This window comes from Thainema salinarum CENA647 (assembly GCF_057732415.1).
The window spans coordinates 955,382-978,885 of the sequence record NZ_JBYJZJ010000022.1; the positions used below are offsets into that span (position 1 = coordinate 955,382).

Genomic DNA, 23,504 nt, shown 5'->3' on the forward strand with positions numbered 1-23,504 from the left:
AGTGTATGCGAGCACTGCTAGTTTATCCACAGTTTCCAAAGACCTTCTGGTCTTATGAGAAGATTCTCGAATTGGTAAATCGTAAGGTGCTTCTACCTCCCCTGGGTTTGATTACGGTGGCAGCTATTCTGCCCCAAACCTGGGAGTTCAACCTAGTTGACCGCAATATTCGCGCCGTTACAGAGGACGAATGGCAGTGGGCCGATATTGTGATTATGTCCGGCATGATTGTCCAGAAAGCGGACATGATCGACCAAATTGCGATCGCAAAACGCTACGGTAAGCGCGTGGCAGTCGGTGGTCCTTACCCCACGTCAATGCCGCAGGACATGGAAGCGGCTGGGGTTGATTATCTAATTTTGGACGAGGGTGAGATTACCCTGCCCATGTTCGTAGATGCGATCGCGCGGGGCGAAACTAGCGGACGCTTCACCTCTGGCGGTGAAAAGCCAGATGTCACTAGCACCCCCATTCCCCGCTATGACCTGCTGGAGATGAGCGCGTATGATTCGATGTCCGTCCAGTTTTCGCGCGGCTGTCCCTTCCAGTGCGAATTCTGCGACATTATTGTCCTCTATGGACGCAAGCCGCGCACCAAAACTCCCGAACAGCTTCTGGCTGAACTGAACTATCTCTATGAACTCGGCTGGCGCGGCGGCGTGTTCATGGTAGATGACAACTTTATTGGCAACAAGCGCAACGTCAAGCAGCTTCTCGTTCAATTAAAAGACTGGCAAGCTGAGCGTCAGTATCCTTTCCGGTTTGATACCGAAGCCTCGCTGGATCTGGCCGAAGATGACGAGATGATTGATCTGATGCTGGAGTGTAACTTTGCTGCCGTGTTTATGGGCATTGAAACGCCTGACACCGACAGCCTCCAGTTGACCAAGAAATTTCAAAATATGCGATCGCCCCTGCTGGAGTCCATCGACAAGGTGACACATGCCGGTTTACGAGTGATTGCCGGATTCATTATCGGCTTTGATGGCGAAAAGCCTGGTGCCGGACAGCGGATTGTCGAATTTGCCGAGATTACGGGCATTCCCACGACTACCTTTGCCATGCTGCAAGCCCTGCCCAATACAGCGCTGTGGTATCGGCTGGAGCGGGAAGGTCGGCTGCGCGCTCAAGATGGCAACATCAATCAGACTACGCTGATGAACTTTGTGCCGACTCGCCCGGTCGAAGACATCGCTCGTGAGTACGTCAGCGCCTTCCGCCAGCTTTATGAACCAACTCAGTATCTCAACCGGGTCTATCGCTATTTCCTGAAGCTGGGTGCGCCTAGAGTTCGTCCCGCGTTTAGCTGGCCCGAATGGGTTGTTGTGCGAGCATTAACTCTCGTTTGCTGGCGACAGGGCGTTGTCCGCTCTACCCGCTGGTTGTTCTGGCATCACCTCTTCCACATTTTGATTAAGAACCCCGGTGTAGCTGAGCAGTACATCACCGTCTGCGCTCACAACGAGCATTTCCTGGAATACCGCGACATTGTGCAGCAGCAAATTGAAAGCCAACTGGCTGAGTTTGCGGCCCAAGGCGGCGATCAGCAGCCAGCGGAGCGGGATGAGTTGGTATCTGCTTAGAGGTTTGGCTGTTCGTAGTTTGGGGTCTATTGCGAAAACCCCGTTTGTGGGGGCGGCTTGCCCCCCGCCCCCGCTGGGAGACGGTTGCGTCCCCCAGACCCCCTCCAAAAAAGCTAACGTGTTGAGTGCCAACAGATGCCTGTTGGGGGTAATAGGTTTGGCGGAACGCCAAACCAAAGATAGTCTTCACAAGTAACGCCCGATCCACCCCGGCAAAGCGAAGCGATTTAGTCTCACTCACCGATCACTTCGTCCGGGGGGGCCTGGGGCGTCGGAACGCACCAGTGGGGGAGCCTGAGGGGGCTAGTCCCCTCAGAACCACCCTTTCCAACCAACAACCCCAAAACCACCTCACCGCTCACCCTTCAAAACCATCTAACAATCCATCAAAACCATTCAGAAAATAATCCAAAACCATTACTCTGGTTACAGAGTACACAACCGCCCATGCCATCTAAACCATGACCCAAACCACCACAAAATCCATCATTACCGTCGAACTTCCCCAAAACCCCTACGACGTAGTGATTGCCAATGACAGCGTTCAACAGCTGGGTCACTGGTTATCCCAACCCCAACTGCGCCTGGGCAAAAAGATCCTGCTTGTCTCCAACCCCATGATCTTTAAGCACTATGGAGAAACTGCGATCGCATCTCTCAAACAAGCTGGCTTTGACGTCATTCACCACCTCATTCCCCCTGGCGAGCGCTACAAAACCGTCAGCTCCATCCAAAAAATTTACGATATTGCGCTGGAACATCGGCTGGAGCGCTCCTCAGCAATGGTTGCTCTTGGTGGTGGTGTCGTTGGTGATATGACCGGATTCGCTGCCGCCACCTGGATGCGGGGCCTCGCCGTCGTCCAAGTTCCCACCTCCCTGCTGGCAATGGTTGATGCCTCCATTGGCGGCAAAACGGGTGTTAACCACCCTCGTGGTAAGAACCTGATCGGAGCCTTCCACCAGCCGCGACTGGTGCTGATTGACCCGCACGTTCTCACCACACTCCCTGCACGAGAATTTCGGGCTGGCATGGCCGAGGTGATTAAGTATGGCATTATCTGGGATGCTGACCTGTTTGAGCAAATGGAGCAGACGAAGCGATTAGATCAGCGACGCTATGTTCCCGATAGCCTGATTCAGGAAATCCTCACTCGCTCCTGCCAAGCTAAGGCTGATGTGGTGGCTCAGGATGAAAAAGAAGGCGGTCTGCGCGCCATTTTGAACTACGGTCACACCATCGGTCACGCCGTTGAAAGTTTGACGGGCTACCGCGTGGTGAATCACGGTGAAGCCGTCGCCATAGGGATGGTTGCGGCGGGTCAAATTGCTGTCGAACTCAATATGTGGCAGCAGGCCGACGCTGATCGCCAGTATGAGCTGATTAAAAAAACGGGCTTACCGACCGAAGTGCCCGCCATGCTCGATATTGACGACATTCTAGACAGCCTCAAATCCGACAAAAAAGTCAAAGATGGCCGCGTTCGCTTTGTCCTACCCACCCAGATTGGCGCAGTTACCATTACCGATGAAGTCCCGGAGACGGTGATTCGGGACGTTTTGAAAGTGATCCAAACCCAGTAATATTTCGTCAGCGTCCAGAAGCGTCAGCGTCCAAGAAATGGATTTTTATTTGTGAAAGTCTTGCTATGGGGGCTTTTACAAAAACTGATGGATTTTTAATTTAACGTGATAGAACTCCACTCATTTTTAGACAGGAGCAAGCGCCATGAGTGAGCGCGTCATTATTACCAACGATGAACTGTTGAAGTTTCAGGCTCAGGTCGCGGAGCTGCCAGGTGCGATCGCAGTTTTTGAAACTCTCGCCGATTGCGAAGGCGACCTGGAAGATGCTGCCATTTCCGTGGCGCTCCAGGTTGGCCAAGAACCCGATCATTCCGATGGCTGGCTGAACGATACCGCCAAGAGTTGGCGACATGTTCTGTGTCAGCCTGATGTGCGATCGCACTTGGCTCAAAACGAAATTAAGCTGCCCGTGGAGACTCTGATTGAACAGTCTACGCTGCCTGCTCGTTTGGCGATGCTGGTGGCCGTCCATGCGGTCAAGCTGGACTTACCTGACTTTTGCCAAGCCTTTGAGCAAGCGGAGTGATAGAGACGGGGTGGGGCGATGGCCGCATGTATCAGGAGCGTGGGAGAACGGGAGCGGAGGAGCAGGATAACGGCGAAGTAGTGTGAATTTATGTAAACTATAGGCGGAAACGGCTCCATCGCCTGTTTTCTCAGTTGCTATTACATTGATTCATTAATCTATGGTTTCTCGTCGCCGTTTGCTTCAGGCTGTTTTAGCCCTTTGCTTCAGTGTTTTCAGTTTTGGGATGGCATCACCCGCCTATGCGCTGGGTGGTGAGCAGCTTCCCCTCGGTTCTCCTGCACCAGATTTTACGCTGCCGACCAGTACCGGAGATGGCACGGAGAGCCTGTCTGACTATCGGGGACAGTGGGTGGTGCTGTACTTCTACCCCAAGGATTTTACGTCCGGCTGCACCCTAGAAGCCCAGCGCTTCCAGCGAGATTTGCCGAAGTATATGGAGCGAAATGCTCAAATTCTGGGCGTCAGCGCTGACGATGTGGATTCCCATAAAGAGTTTTGCGATGCCGAGGGCCTACGATTCCCGCTGCTGGCCGACACCGATGGAGCCGTCAGCAAAGCCTATCGCTCCTGGATGGGCTATGTGTCGCTGCGTCATACCTATATCATTGACCCTGAGGGCAATCTGCAAGCCCGCTTTTTGGGTGTACGGCCTGCCATTCATAGCACTGAAGTTCTGGCCAAGCTAGACGAATTGCAGTCTGCTTAACGGAAACAGCGCCAAAGTAACACGAATAAAAAGAGAACGTCCCGCTCACCGATTGAGCGGGACGTTCTCTTTCTAAGGATTAACAACGGTTTTTACTGAAAACCTGCCAGCACCAAAAATCCACCACAAACCAGCGCCAGGATGGAGAGTACTAAACCTGCATTCCAGCTTCCTTTCCAAGAATAATTTTTCTCTGGCATACGTATCACCTGGTTACATCTATGTGACGCATTGTTACATATGGCATTAGTTTGTGCATTATCCGTAAGTCAGAGGTCAAAGATGCTAGGTCTTCGTGCTCATGGAAAAGTTTTCCACAGGCTGATTGGGGAAACGATACTCGAACCTGCATAAAAAGGTGCATACAAAGTTTTCCACAGGCTGGCTGTATTTTTCCGTGCTGAATTGAGCGCGACATGGAACAGCGCTCAATGTCGCGTTTTGATGTTTTCTACTCCAAACGACCAGCAACCAGCACCAGAAAAGTGACCCCTACTCAAGCAGTTTGCTTGGGGACAAAGTAGGGAAAATGCATGGCAGGCAGGCGATTGACTCTGCTCAACCTAAAAATTAGCAGATGCAAATACACACAAGATTTAACAAAACCCATAGGTTTTCGCAAAATTTGCAATTCTTATCTTTTGCCAGGTTTTTCCCCACGAATTCCACATCTTTTCCACAGTACTCCCCAAAGTTTTCCACAGTTTTCCACAGGTTTTCCACAGGCGAGAACGGAGTGATGCCTACTTGCTCAATTCCTGGGGATTACTAGATTACATTCCAAGTCATCTGAAAAAACGCTGATTTTGTTAAGTAGTGTAACAAAATAAAGGCTGAAACCCTTGATTTCTCGTTGGGGTCTTTTCGAATAGAACAGCTTCTTAAAATTTTGCAATATTGACATTTGCCTGAGAGATTCCGAGAATGATGCGACCTGCTTTGTTAGGCAGGCATCCAAATTGGCAACTCAACCTGTGCATTTTGTCTCGGGGTCACGTTGGATTTTCTGGTCAATTGAGCACCTTGTGTGTGAATGGGGCCGGTTGAATGCAACGCAATGGCCTGCGACGGCAGACAAACCGTACTGGGTCGAGTCAGTTTGGTGTGTATTGGGCTGCAAATTTGCAGATTGAGGCAAATCGAAATTGCTCGAAAACTGCTGAAAATCATGTGATCATTTGCGCCCAGATGGTCTAACCTGTGTCCATCATCTTGTCAATCGAGGCGTTTCTTCCTACAAACCTATGAAATTTCTGCATTATCCAAACTTAGGTAGGCCCATCAAACGCACTTGGCGCATCTGACGCGTTTGGCACTGGGCCACAATCCGTAAAGTCTTGTAAATTCCACGTTCAACTCAGCAATTGATTTAAGCAAGAGGTGTCCTAATGAACGCAACCGTGAGCATTTTGGCTGAAATTCCTGAAGAACTACATGATTCCCTGCGCAGCTTTTTGGAGAGCCATCCCACTTGGGATCAAGACCGCGTTTTCTCGGCTGCTCTGTCTCTGTTCCTGCTGCAAAATGGCGAATGCGATCGCAGGGCGTCGCGCGTCTACCTAGACAGCTTGTTTAAGCATGCGGTTTAACGGGTAAGCCCGTAAATCCAGGTTTTGGTACGGTAAGTGGAACATTACTGCTTCCGGCCAGAATCTGGGTTCTGTGAAGGATGTAGAGGGCTGTGAGGGTTATAAGGGCTGTAAAGGGCTATAGAGGATTTTGAAGGGGACTGATTTTGCGATTGCGCTTGTCTGTCATCAGCATGATCAACTTATACAGGCGTACACATTCCCTCAGCCTTATTTTGAGCAATATGCGGATTGCGCTGATATTGTGCGATCGCAACAAGCGTAAACAACAAAAAAAGGGACAATCATCGATTGCCCCTAGAGAACCAGTTTTACCCGGACGGAAAAGTTACTTATGCGGCTTGCTTCGCCGCTTCGAGCTGTTCAGATACAAATGACCAGTTGACGAGATTATTCAAAAACGTGTCAGCATAATTGGCCCGACCGTTTTGGTAATCAAGATAATAAGCGTGCTCCCAGACATCCATTGTTAGTAACGGCGTTTGACCGTCCACGATGGGGTTCACGGCGTTGGGCGTGTTGACCACCTTCAGCTTGCCGCCGTCTAGCACCAGCCAGGCGTAACCGCTGCCGAATTGGCCCGTGCCAGCAGATTTGAACGCTTCTTTGAACTGATCAAAGCTGCCAAAGTCGGACTTGATTTTATCGGCTAGTTCACCTGAAGGCGTGCCGCCGCCGTTGGGACTCATGCAGTTCCAGTAAAACGTGTGGTTCCAGGCTTGCGCGGCGTTATTGTGCAGCCCCGTCATTTTGGGATTGTTGTAAGCGGCTTTGATCACCTCTTCTATGGATCTATCCGCCATGCCTGCGTCCTGAACCATGCTGTTGTAGTTGTTGACATACTTGGCATGGTGCTTATCGTGGTGAAATTCCAGCGTTCGGGATGAAATATGCGGCTCTAGCGCATCGTAGCTGTAGGGCAGATCGGGAAGTTGGTAAGCCATAATTGCTGTCCTCTCTTGATCTAATGTCTCTTGCACATATGCCTTTTGCAGGCGTGAATTGTTATGCGGCTAGGTTGCACAGTAATTCACACAAGAGTTCTTACTCATAGGGTGAGAGATTTGGGCTATTCATCCCCCCTTCAGAAGAAAGAGATTGGCAGTTCTTTGTTCAAGTCTATTGATGGATGGAAGAACCGCGATTGGCTATCAAGCGCATTTAGCGTGGCTTGATGAAATGTGCCAGGCGCTGAATTCGGCAACTAATATTTCAACTTAATCCGCCTAAATCTGTAGCTTTTACTACAACGGACAGCAAAACCGGAGCAGTATACCAGAACGAAACAGAGTAGTGGTATGTAGGCCATGTTCTGGTAAATCCACGCTTTGCGTGTCATCTACCAAAGGTCAGAATTGGTCTTCATGAACCGATTCTGGAGCGATACGCACCAGATCGGTTGTGTTGAGTTATATCGAGTCCGTGTATAGGAACCCTGTTTATTTTTTTGGAAATGCTTGCTCACCAATCATTTCTCAAAGAATAAACAATGGGTTTTTAACCGGATTTCTATATTGGACGCCATTGAGCAAGGTTGAACGAAGTATGTCTACGCCAGATCCGGTTATGTCTGCGGTTGAGCCAGAAATATCTGAAAACGCTGAAGGTTGGCACGTGAAGCCGAGTGCCGTGTTTTCCGTTGAAGAATTGGCCGAGCTGAATGCGAAGTGCGATCGCAAAGGCTGGCAGCAGTTGATCACTCATCTCAGCGTGATGGCGATTAGCGGTGTCGCCTGGAGCTGGAGTTTGAGCCAGGGGTTCTGGTGGCTGTCGGTTCCGGCGGTAGTGGTTTACGGCTTTAGCTTGGCTTCCATGTTTGCCCCAGTGCATGAGTGCGTACATCGGACGGCATTCGCCAATCAGCGGGTGAACGATGTCGTGGCCTGGTTGGCGGGCATTCTGTCGTTATACAACAGCACGTTTTATCGCCGCTATCACAAGTGGCATCACCGCTACACCCGCGTGTTGGGTAAAGATCCTGAATACGAAGATCTGCCGCCGACCAATTGGGTGTCTTACCTCTGGATTCTGAGCGGCATTCCCTGGTGGATGGGCAAGGTGCAGGGACACTGGCGGATGGCAACGGGCAACTTTGAGGGCTGTCCCTATATCTCCGAGGCGGCAAAAGGGGAAGTGATCCGCTCGACTCGCTGGCAATTGGCTTTGTATGGAGTTGCGATCGCACTTTCTCTAGTTTTCCAACAGCCTTGGTTTCTGCTCTACTGGCTGCTGCCGCTGGCGGTGGGTCAACCGATTCTGCGGTTTATTCTGCTGGCCGAGCATACAGGCTGCACCCAGGACAATAATCCCTTGACCAATACCCGCACAACGCTGACGCTGTGGCCGTTACGGCTGCTGATGTGGAACATGCCCTTTCACGCCGAGCATCATCTCTATGCGTCGATTCCGTTTCACGCATTGCCCCAGGCACATACGAAGCTGGCTGGAAAGCTGACCCATGTGGCACCGGGCTACGTGGCCGTGAATCGTCAGATCGCCAGTCAGTTCGGCAACTCGCTGGGTACGGCGGCATGAGCAGTTCCGCAGGCGTTTGGATCGCGCCAGACTTCCCGCTCCAGTGCGGCGTGACACTGCCGCAGGTGCGCGTGGTGTATCAAACCTACGGCGAATTAAACTGCGATCGCACCAATGTCATCCTCTACCCTACTTCCTACGGGGCACAACACACTGACATTGACTGGCTGATTCAACCGGACGGCATTCTCGACCCAACTCAGTGGTTTATCATCATCCCCAATATGTTCGGCAATGGCCTCTCCAGTTCGCCCAGTAACGGTGATGTGGACGGTGTCGCCGAGCAGGGCATTTACTTTATGCACTGGGATAACGTCACGGCCCAAGAGCGACTGCTGCGGGAGGTGTTTGGCATTGAGCAACTGGCGCTGGTCTACGGCTGGTCAATGGGAGCGCAGCAAGCCTATCACTGGGGCGCGCTCTACCCGGAGCGCGTGCAGCGAATCGCGGCTTTGTGTGGCACGGCGCGAACCACGGATCATAATCGGATTTTCCTCGACAGTTTGCGATCGGCGTTGACTGCTGATCCAGCTTGGAATGGTCAGAGCTTTGACGGTGTACCGGAAAAGGGATTTCGCACCTTTGCCCGCATTTATGCCAGTTGGGCAGCATCACAAGCCTACTACCGGGAGGGCATCTACTACCAACTGGGCTACGAGTCGCTGGACGACTACCTCTGGCAAGCCTGGGAAATGAACTACCGCAAACGCGATCCGCGCAACCTAATCGCCATGCTCGATACCTGGCTGCGCTGCGATGTCGGCAACAATCCGGTTTATCAGGGGGATTATGAACGAGCGATGCAATCCATTCAGGCCAAAACGCTGGTCATGCCCGCCACCACCGATCTGTATTTCACACCGGAAGACTGTGCAGCCGAGGCCAAACTAATTCCCAATGCCACCTATCGACCAATTCCCTCGATCTGGGGACATCGCGCAGGCAACCCCTACCAAAATCCCGAAGATGCCGCTTTTATTCGACAGGCTGTGCAGGAATTACTAAGAGATTAACTACTTCTTTACGCTTCGTGATTTGGTGTGTTGTCTTAACAGCAATATGTCTTACAAGAACCACGATTCAAGTTATAAGTTATTATGTACCACTCAAGTCGAGATGAGCGCGCCAGAATAAATTATGGGAGTTCGATATCACAACATTGTGCTTCAAGGTGTTACCCAGCAGGAACTAGCCGATTATTTAGCTCAATTCTCCTTTGATTGCTACATCTCACCACCATTTAACGGGTATACGGCTTTATATGAGATGGCAATGTATGAGAATTACTCATTTGGCCTTTCCCACATATTTGCTACTTCTCGACAGTTACCAAAGCTGATTAAAAAAGCAGGTCAGCTAGATCGCTTGATACATCAGTATAATGAGCCGCATCTTGCTACATTGGCTTGCTTAACATCTCATCTTTCTGCTCGATTTTCATGCTCTGCACTTGCTGTTCTAGCAGATGGAGATTGGGCATTTTTTTGGTATCACTTGTCCAGAAACGGAATAATGCTAGATGAATATACAACTCGTTCTGGTTCAGATTGGCGACCTGGTCGAGGAATCAAAGATTTTTCAAAGGATCTTTCAGTTGATACACCTAAAGGTGGAGATGCCCACAAGCTATGCAGCGCCTTTGGTCGAGAACATTGTGTGCAAGATGTACATACTATTTTGCAAAAGCCTCCAGATTATGAAAGTTTTTGGCGAGAAGAGGAAAGAGAAGATCGATATTTAGCTTTGTTAAAAATGGATCGCTATGACTGTTCATTACGTCATGAAGCACTTGCGAGAGCGTTAGGAATGCGACCTTGTTGGGTGGTTGGTATGGACTATTTATGTTGTGAAGGTGGCGGTGACTTTTGGGCTGTCTATACAGATGTAGCAGAAGACATCGATCCATCCGAAGAAGATGCACTTGATATGGTTAAGCACTTGCCATAATTTTTAGATAGAAGAGATAGCCTCTACAGCCCTCTATTCTGCCTTCTCGGTGCGTTTTGCTTCATTCAACACACTCTACTGATTGCTAAAATGTTCTTCTACTTCTTGTCTTAAAATATCATCTGTTCGACTTGCAAGATAGTTATAGATATTGGGTTTACCCTGATCAGCAGCCCAAAATAGCGCCGTTTCTCCTTGAGTAGTCTGTGCATTAATATCAGCTCCAGCATCAATAAGAAGCTTAACAATATCAAGTTGATCAGTACAGGCTGCGTACATCAAAGGCGTCCAATCGTCTTCATCTTTTTCATTGACATCTATTCCAGCATTAATCAGTAATTGGACAATCTGGACATCTTCAGTATCGATAGCATCTGCTAAGTATCCACGTCCTAATAGTGCCTCATGAGCATTACCTTTGTGAGATAGATACTCTAGAAGCTCAGCAATTTTTTCTAAATCTCTTGACTCAATTGCATTTTCTATGTCTCTATGAAAAGACATTTTCTTCTCCTTTTATTAAAGAGGTTGATTTTAAGTGCGATCGCAGTTTTGTAGTATACGCTTCTATCAGAAAAACCACCGTTAAATATTCTGATTAATATCACCAGTAAATATTGGGAGCAGACGAATGCAAAATTGATTTCTCGATTCCCTCTATAGCCCTTTACAGCCTTACCTATCCACCCATCCAACCCATCCACTCATCCACCCCAAACCCATGACCCAACCCCTCTCCCACCTCGCCCGCGAAAAAAATATCCGCTACTTCCTGATCTCCTTCACCGATCTGTTTGGTACCCAACGCGCCAAGCTTGTCCCTGCTGCCGCAATTGACGAGATGGCCGCTAGCGGAGCAGGATTTGCCGGATTTGCCACCTGGCTAGACATGACGCCTGCCGATGCCGATATGTTTGCGGTGCCCGACACCACCAGCCTGTTTCAACTGCCCTGGAAACCCGATGTCGCCTGGATGCCAGCGGATTTGTTTACACCGAGGATGGATGCGATCGCACAAACGCCGCGCATGGTGCTTCAGCGAGTCCTCCAGCAGGCGCGAGACATGGGCTACAGCGTCAAAACGGGAGTGGAATGCGAGTATTTTCTGCTGTCACCGGATGGCGAAGCGCTATCTGATCCCCACGATCGTCAAGTGAAACCCTGCTATGACCAGCAGGCGCTGATGCGGCGGTTTGATGTGATTGCGGAAATCTGTGATGCCATGTTGGCGCTGGGTTGGGGAGCCTACCAGAACGATCACGAAGACGCCAACGGTCAGTTTGAGATGAACTGGATGTATGCCGATGCGCTGGTCACGGCGGATCGGCATGCGTTCTTTAAGTACATGGTCAAGTCCATTGCCGAAAAGCATGGTCTGCGAGCCACGTTCATGCCCAAGCCGTTCGCGCACCTGACCGGGAATGGCTGCCACACTCACCTCTCAGTGTGGGACACCAGCGGCACAACGAATCTATTTCACGATCCAGAAGGCGAACTAGGTCTGTCGTCACTGGCCTACAACTTCATTGGCGGCGTACTGCATTCAGCATCAGCGCTTTGCGCCTTTACCAATCCAACCATTAACTCCTACAAGCGGATTAATGCGCCCACCACCCTGTCCGGGGCAACCTGGTCGCCCAATACCGCCAGCTACAGCGGCAACAATCGCACCCATGCGATTCGGATTCCTGATGCGGGACGGTTTGAGCTGCGGCTGGCTGATGGTGCGGCTAATCCCTATTTACTCGCAGCGGCGCTGATTGCGGCAGGACTGGACGGCATCGCCCAGAAGCGCGACCCTGGCCCCCGCTGTGACAACAACAACTACACCGAGCCGCTACCACAAGGTTCAGCTCAACCTCTGCCTGCCAATCTATTAGATGCCTTGCGGCAGTTGGAGCAAAATACCATCTTCCAGGATGCGATGGGAGCAGAGTTTGTACAGTCTTATCTCAAGCTCAAGCATCAGGAATGGAACAGCTACCACGCTCAAATTACGCCTTGGGAACGGGAAACGACGCTGGATTGTTAGAGAGGTTAGGTATAGCTCTACGGGCATGGCTCGCTAAGGCGCTAGGGTAACCCAACAAAACTGTTGCTGGTGTTGGGTTTCACGTTGTTTGACCCAACCTGCCGAGGAACTGAAGATTCAGCGTTTTACGCTGTAATAAAGCAGCAGTACACCGTTGGGATAAATTTTGCTGTCGGTCAGATCTAACGCCGTTTGCGGAATCACGTCAGCGAATAGCGGGATGCCTGCACCCATCAGAAAGGGATTCAGTTTGAGAATGAGCTGATCAATGAGATGGTTAGCAAACAAGGTGCTGGCCAGATTTGCGCCACCGCAGAGCCAAATGTCCTTGCCATCTTCCGCTTTTAGCTGTCGCACCACCTCAATGGCCTGATCTGAAACCAGTTCAACGTTGGCGTCTGGACTTTCCGGCACGCTGCGAGAAAAGAGGTACTGCCGCAGATGCGCATAGGGACTGGTGACGCCTTCCTTGAGACCAACTTCATAGGTTTTGCGCCCCATCAGCACCGTATCAAACCGCTGATTGTCGCCGTCAACGCCCATCACCTCACGCAGATGGGAGGGAACCGTTTCAGGAAAAGTGGCAAATAAATCAGCAAAATAGTCCTGATCCTGCGAAAATCCATCATGGGAGCCATCGGTATGCGCAATGAAGCCATCTACGCTGCAAGCGACGTAATAAATCAGGTTTCGCATTTGGCCCTCCCTCACTACACAAGCTTGAGCAGCCACTTGATATTACTGCTTGTCGTGGTGTTGAATATCAAATCTGTGTATAGGAACCCAATTTATTTTTTGTGAAACGTTTGCGGAGCAAATGTTTCACAAAAAATAAATCATGGGTTTTCAACCCGACTTGGATATAAGCCATGATTTTGGATGGACTACCGACTATTTTTGAACGGCTGTGAAACCACCATCTACGACTAAATTGTGGCCCGTCACGAAGGCTGCGCCATCGGAGCAGAGCCAAACGACGGCCTCGGCGATGTCTTCGGGTGCGCCAATTCGCTGGAGCGGGATGCCAGCAGCCACCTGATCCAGCATTTCAGGCGGTGCGCCTGCCCACAAGTCTGTTTTCACTGCGCCAGGGCTGACCGTGTTAATCCGAATTCGATCAGCCGAGTACTCAGCGGCGGCGGCACGGGAAAGGGCAATCACGCCAGCTTTGGCGGCTCCGTAGGCTCCGTATCCGGCAACTCCCAACAGTGCGCCTTGCGAAGACGTGTTGACGATCGCACCTGCGCCTGACTGCTGCATGACCGGAATCTCGTACTTCATGGACAGCCAAACCGACTTGAGATTCACGTTCATCTCAAAATCCCAGTCGGCTTCCGATAGCTCTGTGATGTTGCCAGAGGTGCCAGAACCCGCATTATTAAAGGCATAGTCCAGCCGACCATAGGCGGCAACGGTCTGCTGAATCATCTTCTCCACATCCGCTGCTTGGGTAACATCGGCTGGCACAAATATGGCATTGCCACCCGCTGCCTGCACCAGTTGAACCGTTTCTTCTCCCTGGTTCACGCGGCGGGCGACGACGACAACGCTTGCGCCTGCTTGGCCAAATGCGATTGCAGTTGCCCGACCAATTCCCGAACTTGCCCCAGTTACAATTGCAACTTTGCCAGCCATTGAAGTCATACTGTTTGTCCTTAACCCACAGATGATTGCAGAGATAATTCGGTAAGAGTATTACTAAAAGCTGAATAGTGATTGTTGTATTTCATACGAAATAAGTATGAATAAAATTAGAGTATGAATAAAATCAAAGCCCAATAAAATTGGGAAGAACTACAATTTTTAGATTTAGTTCATTTGATTAATATTCGTACACCCACCTATAGCAGCATGCGATCGCAGAAAGGACTCTGTCTTATGCAGGTGTAAATACGAAAATATTCTTCATAGCCTTAGTAAAGCATCTATCAATATGAGCGTCGAATTACTAAGGATCAGATATGAATGACATTCACCCAATAAAACTCAAACAAGCTGGGCTTCTAGGTATTATGGGCGGCAGCTTATTAGCTGGATTTTCTGTTTTTGCTCCTCAAGCCTCGGCTCAAATTAACCCCTGTCCGGGCATCTATTACGAAGAGCCTTACAGCTTATATGTAGCTAGCCCAGAAGGATGTCCACCCAATGCGCGGGCCGAAATGCTTCAGGCTCAACCAGGTCAAGGCGGTACCTATCCGTCTCAGGACGATACGATGTTGGGAACCGGCTCTAATCCGATGATTCGCCAGCCCAACATGCAGAACTATCCTTATGAGCAGGACTGGACCACTACTGCATCTCCAATTGCTCGCGTAGAGCCAACGAACGGTACGGTTAATATTCAGTTGATGAATTCAACTAATATTCCCATTTATTACGAGGTGACTGGAGAAACTGGGCGTCGCATCATTGCCGCTCAAGATGAAGTCTATCTGCAAAATATTTCTTTGCCAGCAACTATCACGGCTGTCCGAACTGATGATGGTCTATTACAAGTCATTCCAGAACGGAATGATGAGGGTATCTTAGAGCTTTCACTAGAGGAAGATCCCACGTTTGATGACACCCAAGGCGTGATTCGCATCCAATCGGATGGACAAGTATTTGTGAACTAAGCCGTTTTTTCGTTTGAAGCTTAGGACGATCTGAAGCCTACAGCCATCTTAAATTGATGATGAACAGGCCGCCCCAACGGGGTGGCCTGTTCATCATCAATTTAGTTCATCAGCTATTTAACTTGATATCACCTAGAAGATAGATTTAATTTATATTCTGTCTGACTACAATCCCTTCGGTCATCGCAGTTGAGTTATGACGTGTGATTGTGACTTGAGAATTGCGATCGCATCATGCCATTCGATGTCACTTAATGAGGTGAAATAGGCTTTATGCGGGATATGCCAAGCGATCGAAGCATAGACAGCACGTTAGCATTAGCATCGGAGGGATACTGTTTCATCTCTAATCGCTGCGATCGCTATCAGTCTGAGATTTTTCAAACGCGGCTGCTGTTGCAAAAAGCGATTTGCTTCCGAGGAGAAGAAGCGGCCAAAGTTTTTTACGATACCAGTAAATTTTCACGCCAGAATGCCGCGCCAAAGCGAATTCAGAAAACGCTGCTGGGTAAGGGTGGTGTTCAGGGTTTAGACGGTGAAACCCATCGACAGCGCAAGCAGATCTTCATGTCGCTGATGACGCCGGAGCACATGGCTGAACTGACGGAACTGACGCAGCAACAGTGGCAGGCTGCGGCTCAAGCCTGGGAAACGTGCGATCGCATTGTGCTGTTTTATGAGGCCCATAAAGTTCTCTGCCGTGCGATTTGTGCTTGGTCAGGTGTGCCGCTGCCTGAAGCAGACGTTGAGCAACGATCAGCCGATGTGGCGGCCATGATCGACGGATCGGCTGGTTTTGGGCTGCGCCACTGGCGAGCTAGGCAGGGGCGTGAAAAGTCCGAACAGTGGATTAAAAAGCTGCTGGAGCAGATCCGCGCCCGTGAACTAGACGTGCCGGAAAACAGCGCCGCCTACGCGTTTGCTTGGCATCGTGACACCAACGGCAATTTGCTCGATAAACATGCGGCAGCCGTTGATTTATTAAATGTTTTGCGCCCCGTTGTTGCGATTTCGCGCTACGTTGTCTTCGCGGCTCTGGCACTCCATCAACATCCAGAATGCAACACTAAACTGCAAACTGAGGACGATTACATAGAGCTATTTACGCAAGAAGTTCGCCGCTATTATCCATTTTTTCCATTCGCCAGGGCTTACACTCGCCACGCTTTTGACTGGCATGATTATCATTTCCCCGCAGGAACACAGGTTTTACTGGATTTATACGGCACCAATCATGACCCCACTATATGGGAAGATCCAGAAAAATTTCAGCCAGAACGCTTTCGACACTGGAATGGCAGCGCCTTTAATTTCATCCCGCAAGGTGGTGGTGATCACTACGTCAATCATCGCTGTGCTGGCGAGTGGATCACGATTCAAATTATGAAAATGACCCTAGATTTTCTGGTTAATTCCATCACTTACGACGTACCCGAACAAAACTTAGATATTTCTTTATCACGGCTACCTGCTCTACCGAAAAGCCGATTTGTCATGACGAATGTGAAACGAAAACTTGCAACTTGATTGATCTGCCCACAAATTCCTAAGTTTTCAGTAAAACACGTAAGCCCCCCTGGGAGAAACCAGAGAGGCTTAGTCGGTGCATTCGAAGTTGTTTTGAAATGCGTGGGTGAAAGGTTGTAAACGAGAGAGTTAAGCGCCTGCGGGAGCAGTAGGAGCGTCGAGTTGGGCCAGAGCATAACGTGCGATCGCAAGACTGAGTTGGGCCTTTTCCACGCCAGAGAGTTCTGTCCAAGCCGCGAACCGAACGGAGCGCAGCGCCACTTCCATTTTGGCTTCAGACTCTTGACTCCGCATGGCAAATGCCATCGGACGAGCCATAATCTGTAGGTCATCCAGATCCCACTGAGGCAGAATTGACTGTACGCAATGCGCCAGTTGTTCTTCCAGTGGACGAGCCGATTCAACCAGATCGTGAACCCGCTGGGCAATAGTTTGCAGAAGCGTCTGCGGCATCCGCTCAGCAAATTGTTTTTGGAGCGCTTCTTCCAGCCATGATGCCTCAATTTTGGCTGAGAGAGCATGCCACTGCTGAGACAATTCTGTTGCAGATAATTCTTCGCAGAGATAATCTAACTCTGCATCCAAATCTGCAAAATAATTATCAGCTTCTGGTGCATTCGGCAACCAAGGATAAGAGCGATCGGCTGTAAATAGACGTTCAATTAGCGCCTTTTCAGCTTCAGTTTGGACGTTGTTGGAATCAGAGGTGTAGTTGTAAGTCATGTTGCTTCTCCTGAATGCACCGACTAGATCTAACTGTTAATTAATGACCAAGTGACAAAAATAAAAAGAGCGAGATCTGATCAGAAACCCAATACGTATTTGTTAGTGGAAGGTTCCGGTTGGAACTTAACCGTGTGTTGTATGTCTGTAACTACATCTAGGTTAAGCAGCGTTCCGTAAATAATCAGCTAAGAAACTCCGATTTTTGTTTATGGCCTAATTTGAGCCATAGCATAGCGTGTCCGAGCCAGTTGGTAAATCGTCTACTCAGACGAGTCTATGTTGATCCTGAAGAGGATATTGTTCCCAACCTTACTCTTCCTCAACGACGAATTCCCAGACTTTGCCTTGGGAACTGCCGAATTTGAGCTGAGAGCCAGAGGGCAACATCACTTCCTGCCGATGGATACGCTGCCATCCTTTGGCGCTACGGATATAGGTACCGTAGTTGGAAAAGTCGCGGATGAAGTAGGTGGCCTGACCCTGCGCATTGGTGTTGTTATGGCGGTAAAAGATTTCAGCATGCTGGCGTGACACCCACTGCTCATCGTCAATCACCAGATCGTTTTCCGGACGCCGCCCAATTTGCATTTGGCCACCGTAAACCGTCCAGACTTTATTGCGATTACCCACCAAGCGCACCCAGGCGCGGCTTGGGCGATGGTTGATCGAGGTCGGCGAATCGATCGGAATACGGGTAGGCTCGTCCGCTCGTGTAGCTGGCACAACGAGCTGCCCATCAAATTCTGGATGCATGTAAAGAACGGGCAGCGTCCAAGCAGGGTGATTAAAGCGGTATAAGGTCAACAAATGCTGACGGGCAATCGCCATTGCCTGATCGACGGTGTGTCGTTTGGCCAGCGATTGGGCAAACACCTGAATAAAGCTGAGTGCTTCTTGATCTGCGATCGCATCTCGCATGCCAACAACCGCTGGCACGCCCTGATGGATTAGCACCTCGGCCAAGCTACTGCGCGGAATAGCCTGCTGATTCTCATGACTGCGATCGGGAATCGCTCCCCAGCAGGCGTTAAACACTGCCAGCTTTACCTGACAGCGGGTGAGTACCTGCGCCAGTTCTGTGCCGTTCAGCGTGGAATTAGCCTGGAGAAACAGCAAGCCGCCATCCGCAGCGGGCATGCCATGTCCAGCGTAGAAAAAGATGTTGTATCGGCCCCGCTCCAGGTATTCCGTTAGCTTAGCCGCTGAGGGTTCAACCAGCGTATCGACCTGGCAGGGCACGGCATTGGTGAAGAACGACTCGCCGGGAATTTGGGTGTGATGTTCCAGCAGTTGCTTCAGCATGGAAGCCTCTTGATCCAGGCTGAGCACTGCCGACTGCTGCGCCGTTACGTCTTGATCATGCCCTAGCACGAGCAGAATCCGCAGTTCTCGGTCAAGCGGACGCGTTTGCAGCGGATCAACGGCACTGGTCAAGCGGCTAAACAGGGTGTTCTGGCTGAGAGAAACGGCTTGCACACCCGCTTGCGCCTGCATAATCTCCCAGGGCAGAGCGGTCAAATGCGGATCGCGAATATCCAGCCGCAGCCGCATGGGCATTGACTGGCCAAAAGCAATACCCTGGCTCTTGGCTAAACTATTTTGAATTTCGCCGCTGAAAATCCACTTCCACAGATGAATGCCCAGATTTTGCATCAGCCGCCCTGTGTAGTTGAGCTGCGGCCCTTCTGCGGCCTCGCTATTGGGCGTTGTTGCCATCACCACCTGCGGCACAAAGGAGGATGGAATGTGAGGCACCTTGGGCAACTCACGGGTCGTGAAGATTTCTTGCCATGCCTGCACGGCCTGCATGAGTTCATCGGTCAAGGTGCAGTCGCGCAGCGCATAGCAGTCGCTAAAAGGTGCTTGAGTGACCCAAATGGCGTAGCGATTTGGCTCACCATCGGTTTGGTGGGAGAGGCAGTCAATGGCTAATTCCAACGTAGGAAAGTCAGTTGGAGACATTTGGGCGAATAGCTAATATGAGAATACTGGGCTGATGAGATGGTAGATGACAGTGCTCTATGACAATGCTCTATCAGTGTATCGGGTTCAGTTGTGGGTTGAACGCGCGATCGCAGAATTACACTGCTCAGATTGCCCAAATTCCCAAATTTATCTACATCTATGCTGTGTGTCAAACAGGAGTTGAATCACGCTTCAGACACAGTCGCAACTTGGCCAATATCCTCCGGATGTAAATCTGCATGAACCACTTGCCCGTCGCGGAACCAGACAATGCGCTGGGTAAGCCGTGCCACTTCTGGTTCGTGGGTCACCATCACCACCGTCATGCCGCTGTGGTTGAGTTCGGCAAAGATATCCATCACTTCCTGGGTGGTCTGGGTATCCAGCGCACCCGTTGGTTCATCGGCCAATAAGAGAACGGGGCGGTTGACAATGGCACGCGCGATCGCAACTCGCTGCTGCTGTCCACCGGAAAGCTGGCTCGGTTTGTTATCGAGGCGATTGCCGAGGCCAACTCGGGTGAGGGCTTCAGCAGCGCGTTCTTGCCGTTCGGAGCGAGGCACCCCGGCATAAACCATTGGCAGCATCACGTTTTCGATGGCTGTGAGCTGGGGCAGCAAGTGAAACTGCTGGAAGACGAAGCCAATTTTTTGATTGCGAATATGCGCCAGTTCCTGGTCGTCCAACTGCGCCACGTCAACGCCGTCCAGGAAGTAGCGTCCCGCACTGGGTCGATCCAGGCAACCGATTACGTTCATGGCCGTGGACTTACCGGAACCGGACGGCCCCATGATTGAGCAGTATTCGCCCGCCGAAACCACTAAGTTGACGTGGAAGAGGGCGCGCACTTCGGTGTTGCCAGAGCCGTAGATCTTTGAGATATCTTCGAGGGAGATGATGGTTTGAGGCATGGGAACGTGAAACGCTATATTTTGCAGGTGGTGTTGCTGTTGGCAACGGTTGTGCCAGGCACGGTCGGCATGGTTATCTTTGGCTACTATGCCCTGGTGGATTGGGATGCGTTGCAGGCGGCTTATGTCAACTTCAGCGATGCGGTGCAGAGTTCCTCAACGTTTGAGACGATTTTTGCAGCAGAGGCTCAGCAAAATATTCATCGCGTTAATCTATTTGCCGATGGCGTATGGACGCTGCTGAGTGCCATTCTAGCCGCCATTGGCTGGCTGGGACTTTACCTAGGTGCTGTGGGTTTGCCTCGAAAGCGCGATCGCAGATCAATCCATTAATCGATGGGTTCGAGATCTGTAAGGGCGGGTTTAGCCGTCAAGTGATGGGTCTCAATCGAAATGGATCAACAAAACCCGCCCTTACGGGGTGTGAATCACAGAATCGGGATGTGAATCACGGGATATCGACCACCAATTATGCACTTCTCAGCGCCACAATCGGGTCGAGTTTAGCGGCCTGCTGTGCTGGGACAACACCAAAGAAGAGGCCGATGCCGCCAGAGACAACAACCGCAACCGCGATCGCATTGGTGGAAACTCCGGGATTGAACGGTGTCGCCACGCCAATGGCCAAACTGCCGCCCACGCCGATGAAGGTACCCATCAGGCCACCCACGGCAGAGAGAATCACTGCCTCGATCAGAAACTGCACCAAAATATCCTGGCTGGATGCCCCAATCGCTTTGCGGAGGCCAATTTCCTGAGTCCGTTCCCGCACGGAAACTAGCATAATGTTCATGATGCCGATGCCGCCGACCAGCAGCGAGATACCTGCGATCGCAGCTAGCATAGCGGTCAATGCACCCGTAATCGTCCCCGTAAACTCCAGGAGGTCTTTCTGGCTGCGGACGGAAAAATCATCTTCATCGGTGATGTTGTGGCGCAGGCGCAGCAGGTTCGTAATCTGGAATTCAGCAGCGCCCATCTTGCTTTCTTCGGCGACGGAAACGGCCAGATAGGTCAGCTCAACACCATAGGGTGACGTGCGGCCCACAATCCGCTCCGAGAGCGTGGTCAGCGGCACCAACACGGTATCGTCATAGTTGACGCCGCCCAGAGATGAGCCTTTTTCTTCTAGAACGCCGATTACTTCAAAGCTGACGTTTTTCACGCGAATTCGCTGACCGACGGCTTCCTGTTCCTGGAATAGGCGTTCTGCGAGGGAGGAACCCAGAACGGCAACGGGCGCACTGCGGCGCATATCGTCTTCGGTGATGAACTGGCCTCGCTCAACGACAGTGTTGCGGACGACCGGAAAGCCAGGGGTGGTGCCGACAATGGTTTCAGTGGCGCTGCGGTTACGGTAGGTGATTAGCCCCCGGTCGTTATACTCGGGCGCAACGCCGCGTATGGAAGCGACCTGGTCTTCAATTGCGATCGCATCTGCTAGCACCAGGGTTTTCGGCACGTTGAACGTGGCTCGCTGGGTTTCCTGATTACCGGGCACGACAAACAGCACATTGGGGCCGAGGCTTTCAATTTCCTGTGCCACAAAGTCCTGCGCCCCTTTCCCAATGCCGACCATCGCAATCACGGATGCGTTGCCGATGATGATGCCCAGCATGGTCAGGGTGCTGCGGAGCTTATTGGCGGTGAGGGTCTTGACCGCCATGTTGAGACTTTCGCGGAGATCCATAGTTGGGGGAGAGTGAGTGACTTGAACAGTTGGTGAGAGATATAGGTAGAGTACTGTAGCGTCAGCGTCATGCACCGTCGCCCAGCTTATTCCTCTGCTGCATCGTCAGCCGGACGGGTACCAAATTTAAGGTTTTCCAAATCCTGGCCGGGGGGCAAATCGATTAAAACGCGATCGCCCGCTGCCACACCTTCAAGAATCTGAGTTTGACCATCTACCGTTTGTCCGGTCACAATCGGCTGAAAGCGAATATCTGTCTCATCTTCATTCGGCACCAGTACGCCTTTCTCGCCGTCAATCGTGACGATGGCAACCGACGGCACCAGCAGCGCCTCGTCTACCGGATCGCCTAAGAACGTCACGTCCACGTTCATGCCGGAGCGGAGCTGATCTTGGCCTGTCAGTAAGTCCACCCGCACCTGAAACAGCGTCACGGTTTGCCGCACAATCGCTTCCGGAGCCACTAGGTGAACTTCACCCGTGAACACTGCATCAGGAAAGGCATCGGCAATAATTTCTACTTTCTGCCCTGGCTGAATCTGGCCAATATCTTCTTCGGGCACTTCGGCAATAATTTCCAGTCCCTGCGCGATCGCAACCACTGCCGTAGAGGTAGCCGAACTTGCCTCTGATGCAGAGGTGGTGGGCGTTACAAATGCCCCTTCAGTGGCGTATTTCTGAGTGATAATGCCGTCAAAGGGAGCGCGAATGTAGGAATCTTCAAGTTGTACTTCTACGGCCTGCTGGCGGGCTTGGGCTTCAGCCAGTTGGGCTTCATTACGGCGAATAGTTTCTTCCCGGCTGCCGCTCTGGACTAAATCCAGCCGCTCTTGGGCATCTCGCAGCGTCGCTTGGGCCTGAGCGAGACTGGCGCGGGCGCTGTCCGCTTCGTTACGAGCCGCGTCCAGATCATCCTGTGCGATCGCACCTTCGTTCACCAGATACTGACTGCGATTCAGCCGCGATTCAGCTAATTGCACACGGGATTGGGCAGATTCTACCTGCCCTTGCGCCTGACGCACCCCTGCTTCGGCCTGCGCTACTTCTTGAGGACGGCTACCGGATCGGGCTTCGTCTAACTGGGCCTGGGCTTGGGCCACAGATGCTTCCGCTTGTCGCAACTGGGCTTGAATATCCTCGCTTTCCATGCGGGCAACCACTTGGCCTTGGCTGACGCGATCGCCCTGTTCAACGTAGAGTTCAGCCACTCGACCAGCGGTTTTGGGGCTAATGTTGACACTCTGCACGGGCTGCACTGTGCCGCTGGCGGTAATGCGCAGCGTAATCGATTCCGCTTCAACGGGCACCGTGAGTTCAGTCACATCTAGCGGCTGAGCCTGATTGCGCATGATGGCAATGGTGCCAGCAGTCGTCCCAATTAGGCCAACGGCGACGAGGCCGATTATCCAGGGAAGCGGGCGTTTAACTTTGCCAATAAGGGGGAGCTGCATAGTGGAGGACATAAATTGCAATGGGAAAGATGCACGATCTCGATACGTTTATACGGTAACGAGATTTCGCGGTGAAATGGAGCTGAGCAGTACAAATTCCAAACTGACTGGT

General features: G+C 51.2%; 21 protein-coding genes. 12 read left to right on the plus strand and 9 right to left on the minus strand.

Features of this window, described 5'->3' with window-relative positions; translation table 11 throughout:
* Window positions 1-5 precede the first annotated feature (5 nt).
* The 5 genes from AC286M_RS11000 to AC286M_RS11020 all read left to right on the plus strand — a co-directional run bounded on the left by AC286M_RS11000 (window position 6) and on the right by AC286M_RS11020 (window position 5,993).
* Entirely contained in the window at window positions 6-1,583 is a 1,578-nt protein-coding gene (locus AC286M_RS11000) for a B12-binding domain-containing radical SAM protein (RefSeq protein ID WP_488204427.1), read from the plus strand.
* Between the two features lie 461 nt (window positions 1,584-2,044).
* Window positions 2,045-3,166, plus strand: coding sequence for a 3-dehydroquinate synthase (gene aroB, locus AC286M_RS11005; protein WP_488204428.1), 1,122 nt, complete (start codon window positions 2,045-2,047; stop codon window positions 3,164-3,166).
* 145 nt (window positions 3,167-3,311) lie between these two features.
* Window positions 3,312-3,695 carry a hypothetical protein gene (locus AC286M_RS11010; protein WP_488204429.1) on the plus strand — a complete coding sequence of 128 codons (384 nt, stop codon included), beginning with the start codon at window positions 3,312-3,314 and terminating at the stop codon, window positions 3,693-3,695.
* Window positions 3,696-3,855: 160 nt separating this feature from the next.
* Window positions 3,856-4,404 carry a peroxiredoxin gene (locus AC286M_RS11015; protein ID WP_488204430.1) on the plus strand — a complete coding sequence of 183 codons (549 nt, stop codon included), beginning with the start codon at window positions 3,856-3,858 and terminating at the stop codon, window positions 4,402-4,404.
* 1,388 nt (window positions 4,405-5,792) lie between these two features.
* Window positions 5,793-5,993: a DUF2811 domain-containing protein gene (locus tag AC286M_RS11020; RefSeq protein WP_488204431.1), complete on the plus strand. Its 201-nt coding sequence runs from the start codon at window positions 5,793-5,795 to the stop codon at window positions 5,991-5,993.
* A gap of 332 nt (window positions 5,994-6,325) precedes the next feature.
* Here AC286M_RS11020 and AC286M_RS11025 read toward each other — a convergent pair whose 3' ends face one another.
* Window positions 6,326-6,937 carry a superoxide dismutase gene (locus AC286M_RS11025; RefSeq protein ID WP_488204432.1) on the minus strand — a complete coding sequence of 204 codons (612 nt, stop codon included), beginning with the start codon at window positions 6,935-6,937 and terminating at the stop codon, window positions 6,326-6,328.
* A 601-nt stretch (window positions 6,938-7,538) separates the two neighbouring features.
* On the opposite strand from AC286M_RS11025, the gene AC286M_RS11030 reads away from it, so the two are divergent.
* The 3 genes from AC286M_RS11030 to AC286M_RS11040 all read left to right on the plus strand — a co-directional run bounded on the left by AC286M_RS11030 (window position 7,539) and on the right by AC286M_RS11040 (window position 10,475).
* Window positions 7,539-8,528, plus strand: a complete 990-nt coding sequence (locus tag AC286M_RS11030) for a fatty acid desaturase (RefSeq protein WP_488204433.1) — start codon at window positions 7,539-7,541, stop codon at window positions 8,526-8,528.
* Window positions 8,525-9,541, plus strand: a complete 1,017-nt coding sequence (locus AC286M_RS11035; RefSeq protein WP_488204434.1) for an alpha/beta fold hydrolase — start codon at window positions 8,525-8,527, stop codon at window positions 9,539-9,541. Before AC286M_RS11030 ends, AC286M_RS11035 begins: the two co-directional genes overlap by 4 nt.
* 124 nt (window positions 9,542-9,665) lie before the next feature.
* The gene (locus AC286M_RS11040) at window positions 9,666-10,475 is read left to right on the plus strand and encodes a hypothetical protein (protein ID WP_488204435.1); all 810 of its coding nucleotides are present in this window, start codon (window positions 9,666-9,668) and stop codon (window positions 10,473-10,475) included.
* A 75-nt stretch (window positions 10,476-10,550) separates the two neighbouring features.
* On the opposite strand, the gene AC286M_RS11045 is transcribed toward AC286M_RS11040, so the two are convergent.
* Entirely contained in the window at window positions 10,551-10,979 is a 429-nt protein-coding gene (locus tag AC286M_RS11045) for an ankyrin repeat domain-containing protein (RefSeq protein ID WP_488204436.1), read from the minus strand.
* Window positions 10,980-11,196: 217 nt separating this feature from the next.
* On the opposite strand from AC286M_RS11045, the gene glnT reads away from it, so the two are divergent.
* Window positions 11,197-12,507 (plus strand): type III glutamate--ammonia ligase, encoded by a 1,311-nt coding sequence (glnT, locus tag AC286M_RS11050; protein ID WP_488204437.1) that lies wholly within the window; start codon window positions 11,197-11,199, stop codon window positions 12,505-12,507.
* Between the two features lie 117 nt (window positions 12,508-12,624).
* On the opposite strand, the gene AC286M_RS11055 is transcribed toward glnT, so the two are convergent.
* Both AC286M_RS11055 and AC286M_RS11060 read right to left on the minus strand, forming a co-directional pair.
* Window positions 12,625-13,203, minus strand: a complete 579-nt coding sequence (locus AC286M_RS11055; RefSeq protein ID WP_488204438.1) for a dihydrofolate reductase family protein — start codon at window positions 13,201-13,203, stop codon at window positions 12,625-12,627.
* Between the two features lie 195 nt (window positions 13,204-13,398).
* Window positions 13,399-14,151: a glucose 1-dehydrogenase gene (locus AC286M_RS11060; protein WP_488204439.1), complete on the minus strand. Its 753-nt coding sequence runs from the start codon at window positions 14,149-14,151 to the stop codon at window positions 13,399-13,401.
* 317 nt (window positions 14,152-14,468) lie between these two features.
* On the opposite strand from AC286M_RS11060, the gene AC286M_RS11065 reads away from it, so the two are divergent.
* On the plus strand, window positions 14,469-15,122 hold the full coding sequence (locus tag AC286M_RS11065) for a hypothetical protein (RefSeq protein WP_488204440.1): 654 nt from the start codon (window positions 14,469-14,471) through the stop codon (window positions 15,120-15,122).
* A gap of 282 nt (window positions 15,123-15,404) precedes the next feature.
* Window positions 15,405-16,649, plus strand: coding sequence for a CYP152 family fatty-acid peroxygenase CypC (gene cypC, locus AC286M_RS11070; RefSeq protein WP_488204441.1), 1,245 nt, complete (start codon window positions 15,405-15,407; stop codon window positions 16,647-16,649).
* Window positions 16,650-16,778: 129 nt separating this feature from the next.
* Here the strand turns inward: cypC and AC286M_RS11075 are convergent, their stop codons facing one another.
* The 3 genes from AC286M_RS11075 to AC286M_RS11085 form a co-directional block, all read right to left on the minus strand.
* On the minus strand, window positions 16,779-17,372 hold the full coding sequence (locus AC286M_RS11075; protein ID WP_488204442.1) for a hypothetical protein: 594 nt from the start codon (window positions 17,370-17,372) through the stop codon (window positions 16,779-16,781).
* 312 nt (window positions 17,373-17,684) lie between these two features.
* Complete coding sequence (locus AC286M_RS11080; protein ID WP_488204443.1) at window positions 17,685-19,337, minus strand: CHAT domain-containing protein; 1,653 nt, start codon at window positions 19,335-19,337, stop codon at window positions 17,685-17,687.
* 188 nt (window positions 19,338-19,525) lie between these two features.
* Window positions 19,526-20,251, minus strand: a complete 726-nt coding sequence (locus tag AC286M_RS11085; protein ID WP_488204444.1) for an ABC transporter ATP-binding protein — start codon at window positions 20,249-20,251, stop codon at window positions 19,526-19,528.
* A 6-nt stretch (window positions 20,252-20,257) separates the two neighbouring features.
* On the opposite strand from AC286M_RS11085, the gene AC286M_RS11090 reads away from it, so the two are divergent.
* Window positions 20,258-20,584, plus strand: a complete 327-nt coding sequence (locus AC286M_RS11090; protein ID WP_488204445.1) for a hypothetical protein — start codon at window positions 20,258-20,260, stop codon at window positions 20,582-20,584.
* A 136-nt stretch (window positions 20,585-20,720) separates the two neighbouring features.
* On the opposite strand, the gene AC286M_RS11095 is transcribed toward AC286M_RS11090, so the two are convergent.
* Together AC286M_RS11095 and AC286M_RS11100 are read right to left on the minus strand one after the other, a co-directional pair.
* Window positions 20,721-21,941, minus strand: a complete 1,221-nt coding sequence (locus tag AC286M_RS11095) for an ABC transporter permease (RefSeq protein WP_488204446.1) — start codon at window positions 21,939-21,941, stop codon at window positions 20,721-20,723.
* Window positions 21,942-22,027: 86 nt separating this feature from the next.
* Window positions 22,028-23,392, minus strand: coding sequence for an efflux RND transporter periplasmic adaptor subunit (locus AC286M_RS11100; RefSeq protein ID WP_488204447.1), 1,365 nt, complete (start codon window positions 23,390-23,392; stop codon window positions 22,028-22,030).
* Window positions 23,393-23,504: the final 112 nt, after the last annotated feature.

What these genes read in the sequence shown, in the direction of transcription:
- AC286M_RS11000 (WP_488204427.1), top strand. Translation starts at nt 6, where the DNA reads ATGCGAGCACTGCTAGTTTATCCACAGTTTCCAAAGACCTTCTGGTCT.
- aroB (WP_488204428.1), top strand. Translation starts at nt 2,045, where the DNA reads ATGACCCAAACCACCACAAAATCCATCATTACCGTCGAACTTCCCCAA.
- AC286M_RS11010 (WP_488204429.1), top strand. Translation starts at nt 3,312, where the DNA reads ATGAGTGAGCGCGTCATTATTACCAACGATGAACTGTTGAAGTTTCAG.
- AC286M_RS11015 (WP_488204430.1), top strand. Translation starts at nt 3,856, where the DNA reads ATGGTTTCTCGTCGCCGTTTGCTTCAGGCTGTTTTAGCCCTTTGCTTC.
- AC286M_RS11020 (WP_488204431.1), top strand. Translation starts at nt 5,793, where the DNA reads ATGAACGCAACCGTGAGCATTTTGGCTGAAATTCCTGAAGAACTACAT.
- AC286M_RS11025 (WP_488204432.1), bottom strand. Translation starts at nt 6,937, where the DNA reads ATGGCTTACCAACTTCCCGATCTGCCCTACAGCTACGATGCGCTAGAG.
- AC286M_RS11030 (WP_488204433.1), top strand. Translation starts at nt 7,539, where the DNA reads ATGTCTACGCCAGATCCGGTTATGTCTGCGGTTGAGCCAGAAATATCT.
- AC286M_RS11035 (WP_488204434.1), top strand. Translation starts at nt 8,525, where the DNA reads ATGAGCAGTTCCGCAGGCGTTTGGATCGCGCCAGACTTCCCGCTCCAG.
- AC286M_RS11040 (WP_488204435.1), top strand. Translation starts at nt 9,666, where the DNA reads ATGGGAGTTCGATATCACAACATTGTGCTTCAAGGTGTTACCCAGCAG.
- AC286M_RS11045 (WP_488204436.1), bottom strand. Translation starts at nt 10,979, where the DNA reads ATGTCTTTTCATAGAGACATAGAAAATGCAATTGAGTCAAGAGATTTA.
- glnT (WP_488204437.1), top strand. Translation starts at nt 11,197, where the DNA reads ATGACCCAACCCCTCTCCCACCTCGCCCGCGAAAAAAATATCCGCTAC.
- AC286M_RS11055 (WP_488204438.1), bottom strand. Translation starts at nt 13,203, where the DNA reads ATGCGAAACCTGATTTATTACGTCGCTTGCAGCGTAGATGGCTTCATT.
- AC286M_RS11060 (WP_488204439.1), bottom strand. Translation starts at nt 14,151, where the DNA reads ATGACTTCAATGGCTGGCAAAGTTGCAATTGTAACTGGGGCAAGTTCG.
- AC286M_RS11065 (WP_488204440.1), top strand. Translation starts at nt 14,469, where the DNA reads ATGAATGACATTCACCCAATAAAACTCAAACAAGCTGGGCTTCTAGGT.
- cypC (WP_488204441.1), top strand. Translation starts at nt 15,405, where the DNA reads ATGCCAAGCGATCGAAGCATAGACAGCACGTTAGCATTAGCATCGGAG.
- AC286M_RS11075 (WP_488204442.1), bottom strand. Translation starts at nt 17,372, where the DNA reads ATGACTTACAACTACACCTCTGATTCCAACAACGTCCAAACTGAAGCT.
- AC286M_RS11080 (WP_488204443.1), bottom strand. Translation starts at nt 19,337, where the DNA reads ATGTCTCCAACTGACTTTCCTACGTTGGAATTAGCCATTGACTGCCTC.
- AC286M_RS11085 (WP_488204444.1), bottom strand. Translation starts at nt 20,251, where the DNA reads ATGCCTCAAACCATCATCTCCCTCGAAGATATCTCAAAGATCTACGGC.
- AC286M_RS11095 (WP_488204446.1), bottom strand. Translation starts at nt 21,941, where the DNA reads ATGGATCTCCGCGAAAGTCTCAACATGGCGGTCAAGACCCTCACCGCC.
- AC286M_RS11100 (WP_488204447.1), bottom strand. Translation starts at nt 23,392, where the DNA reads ATGCAGCTCCCCCTTATTGGCAAAGTTAAACGCCCGCTTCCCTGGATA.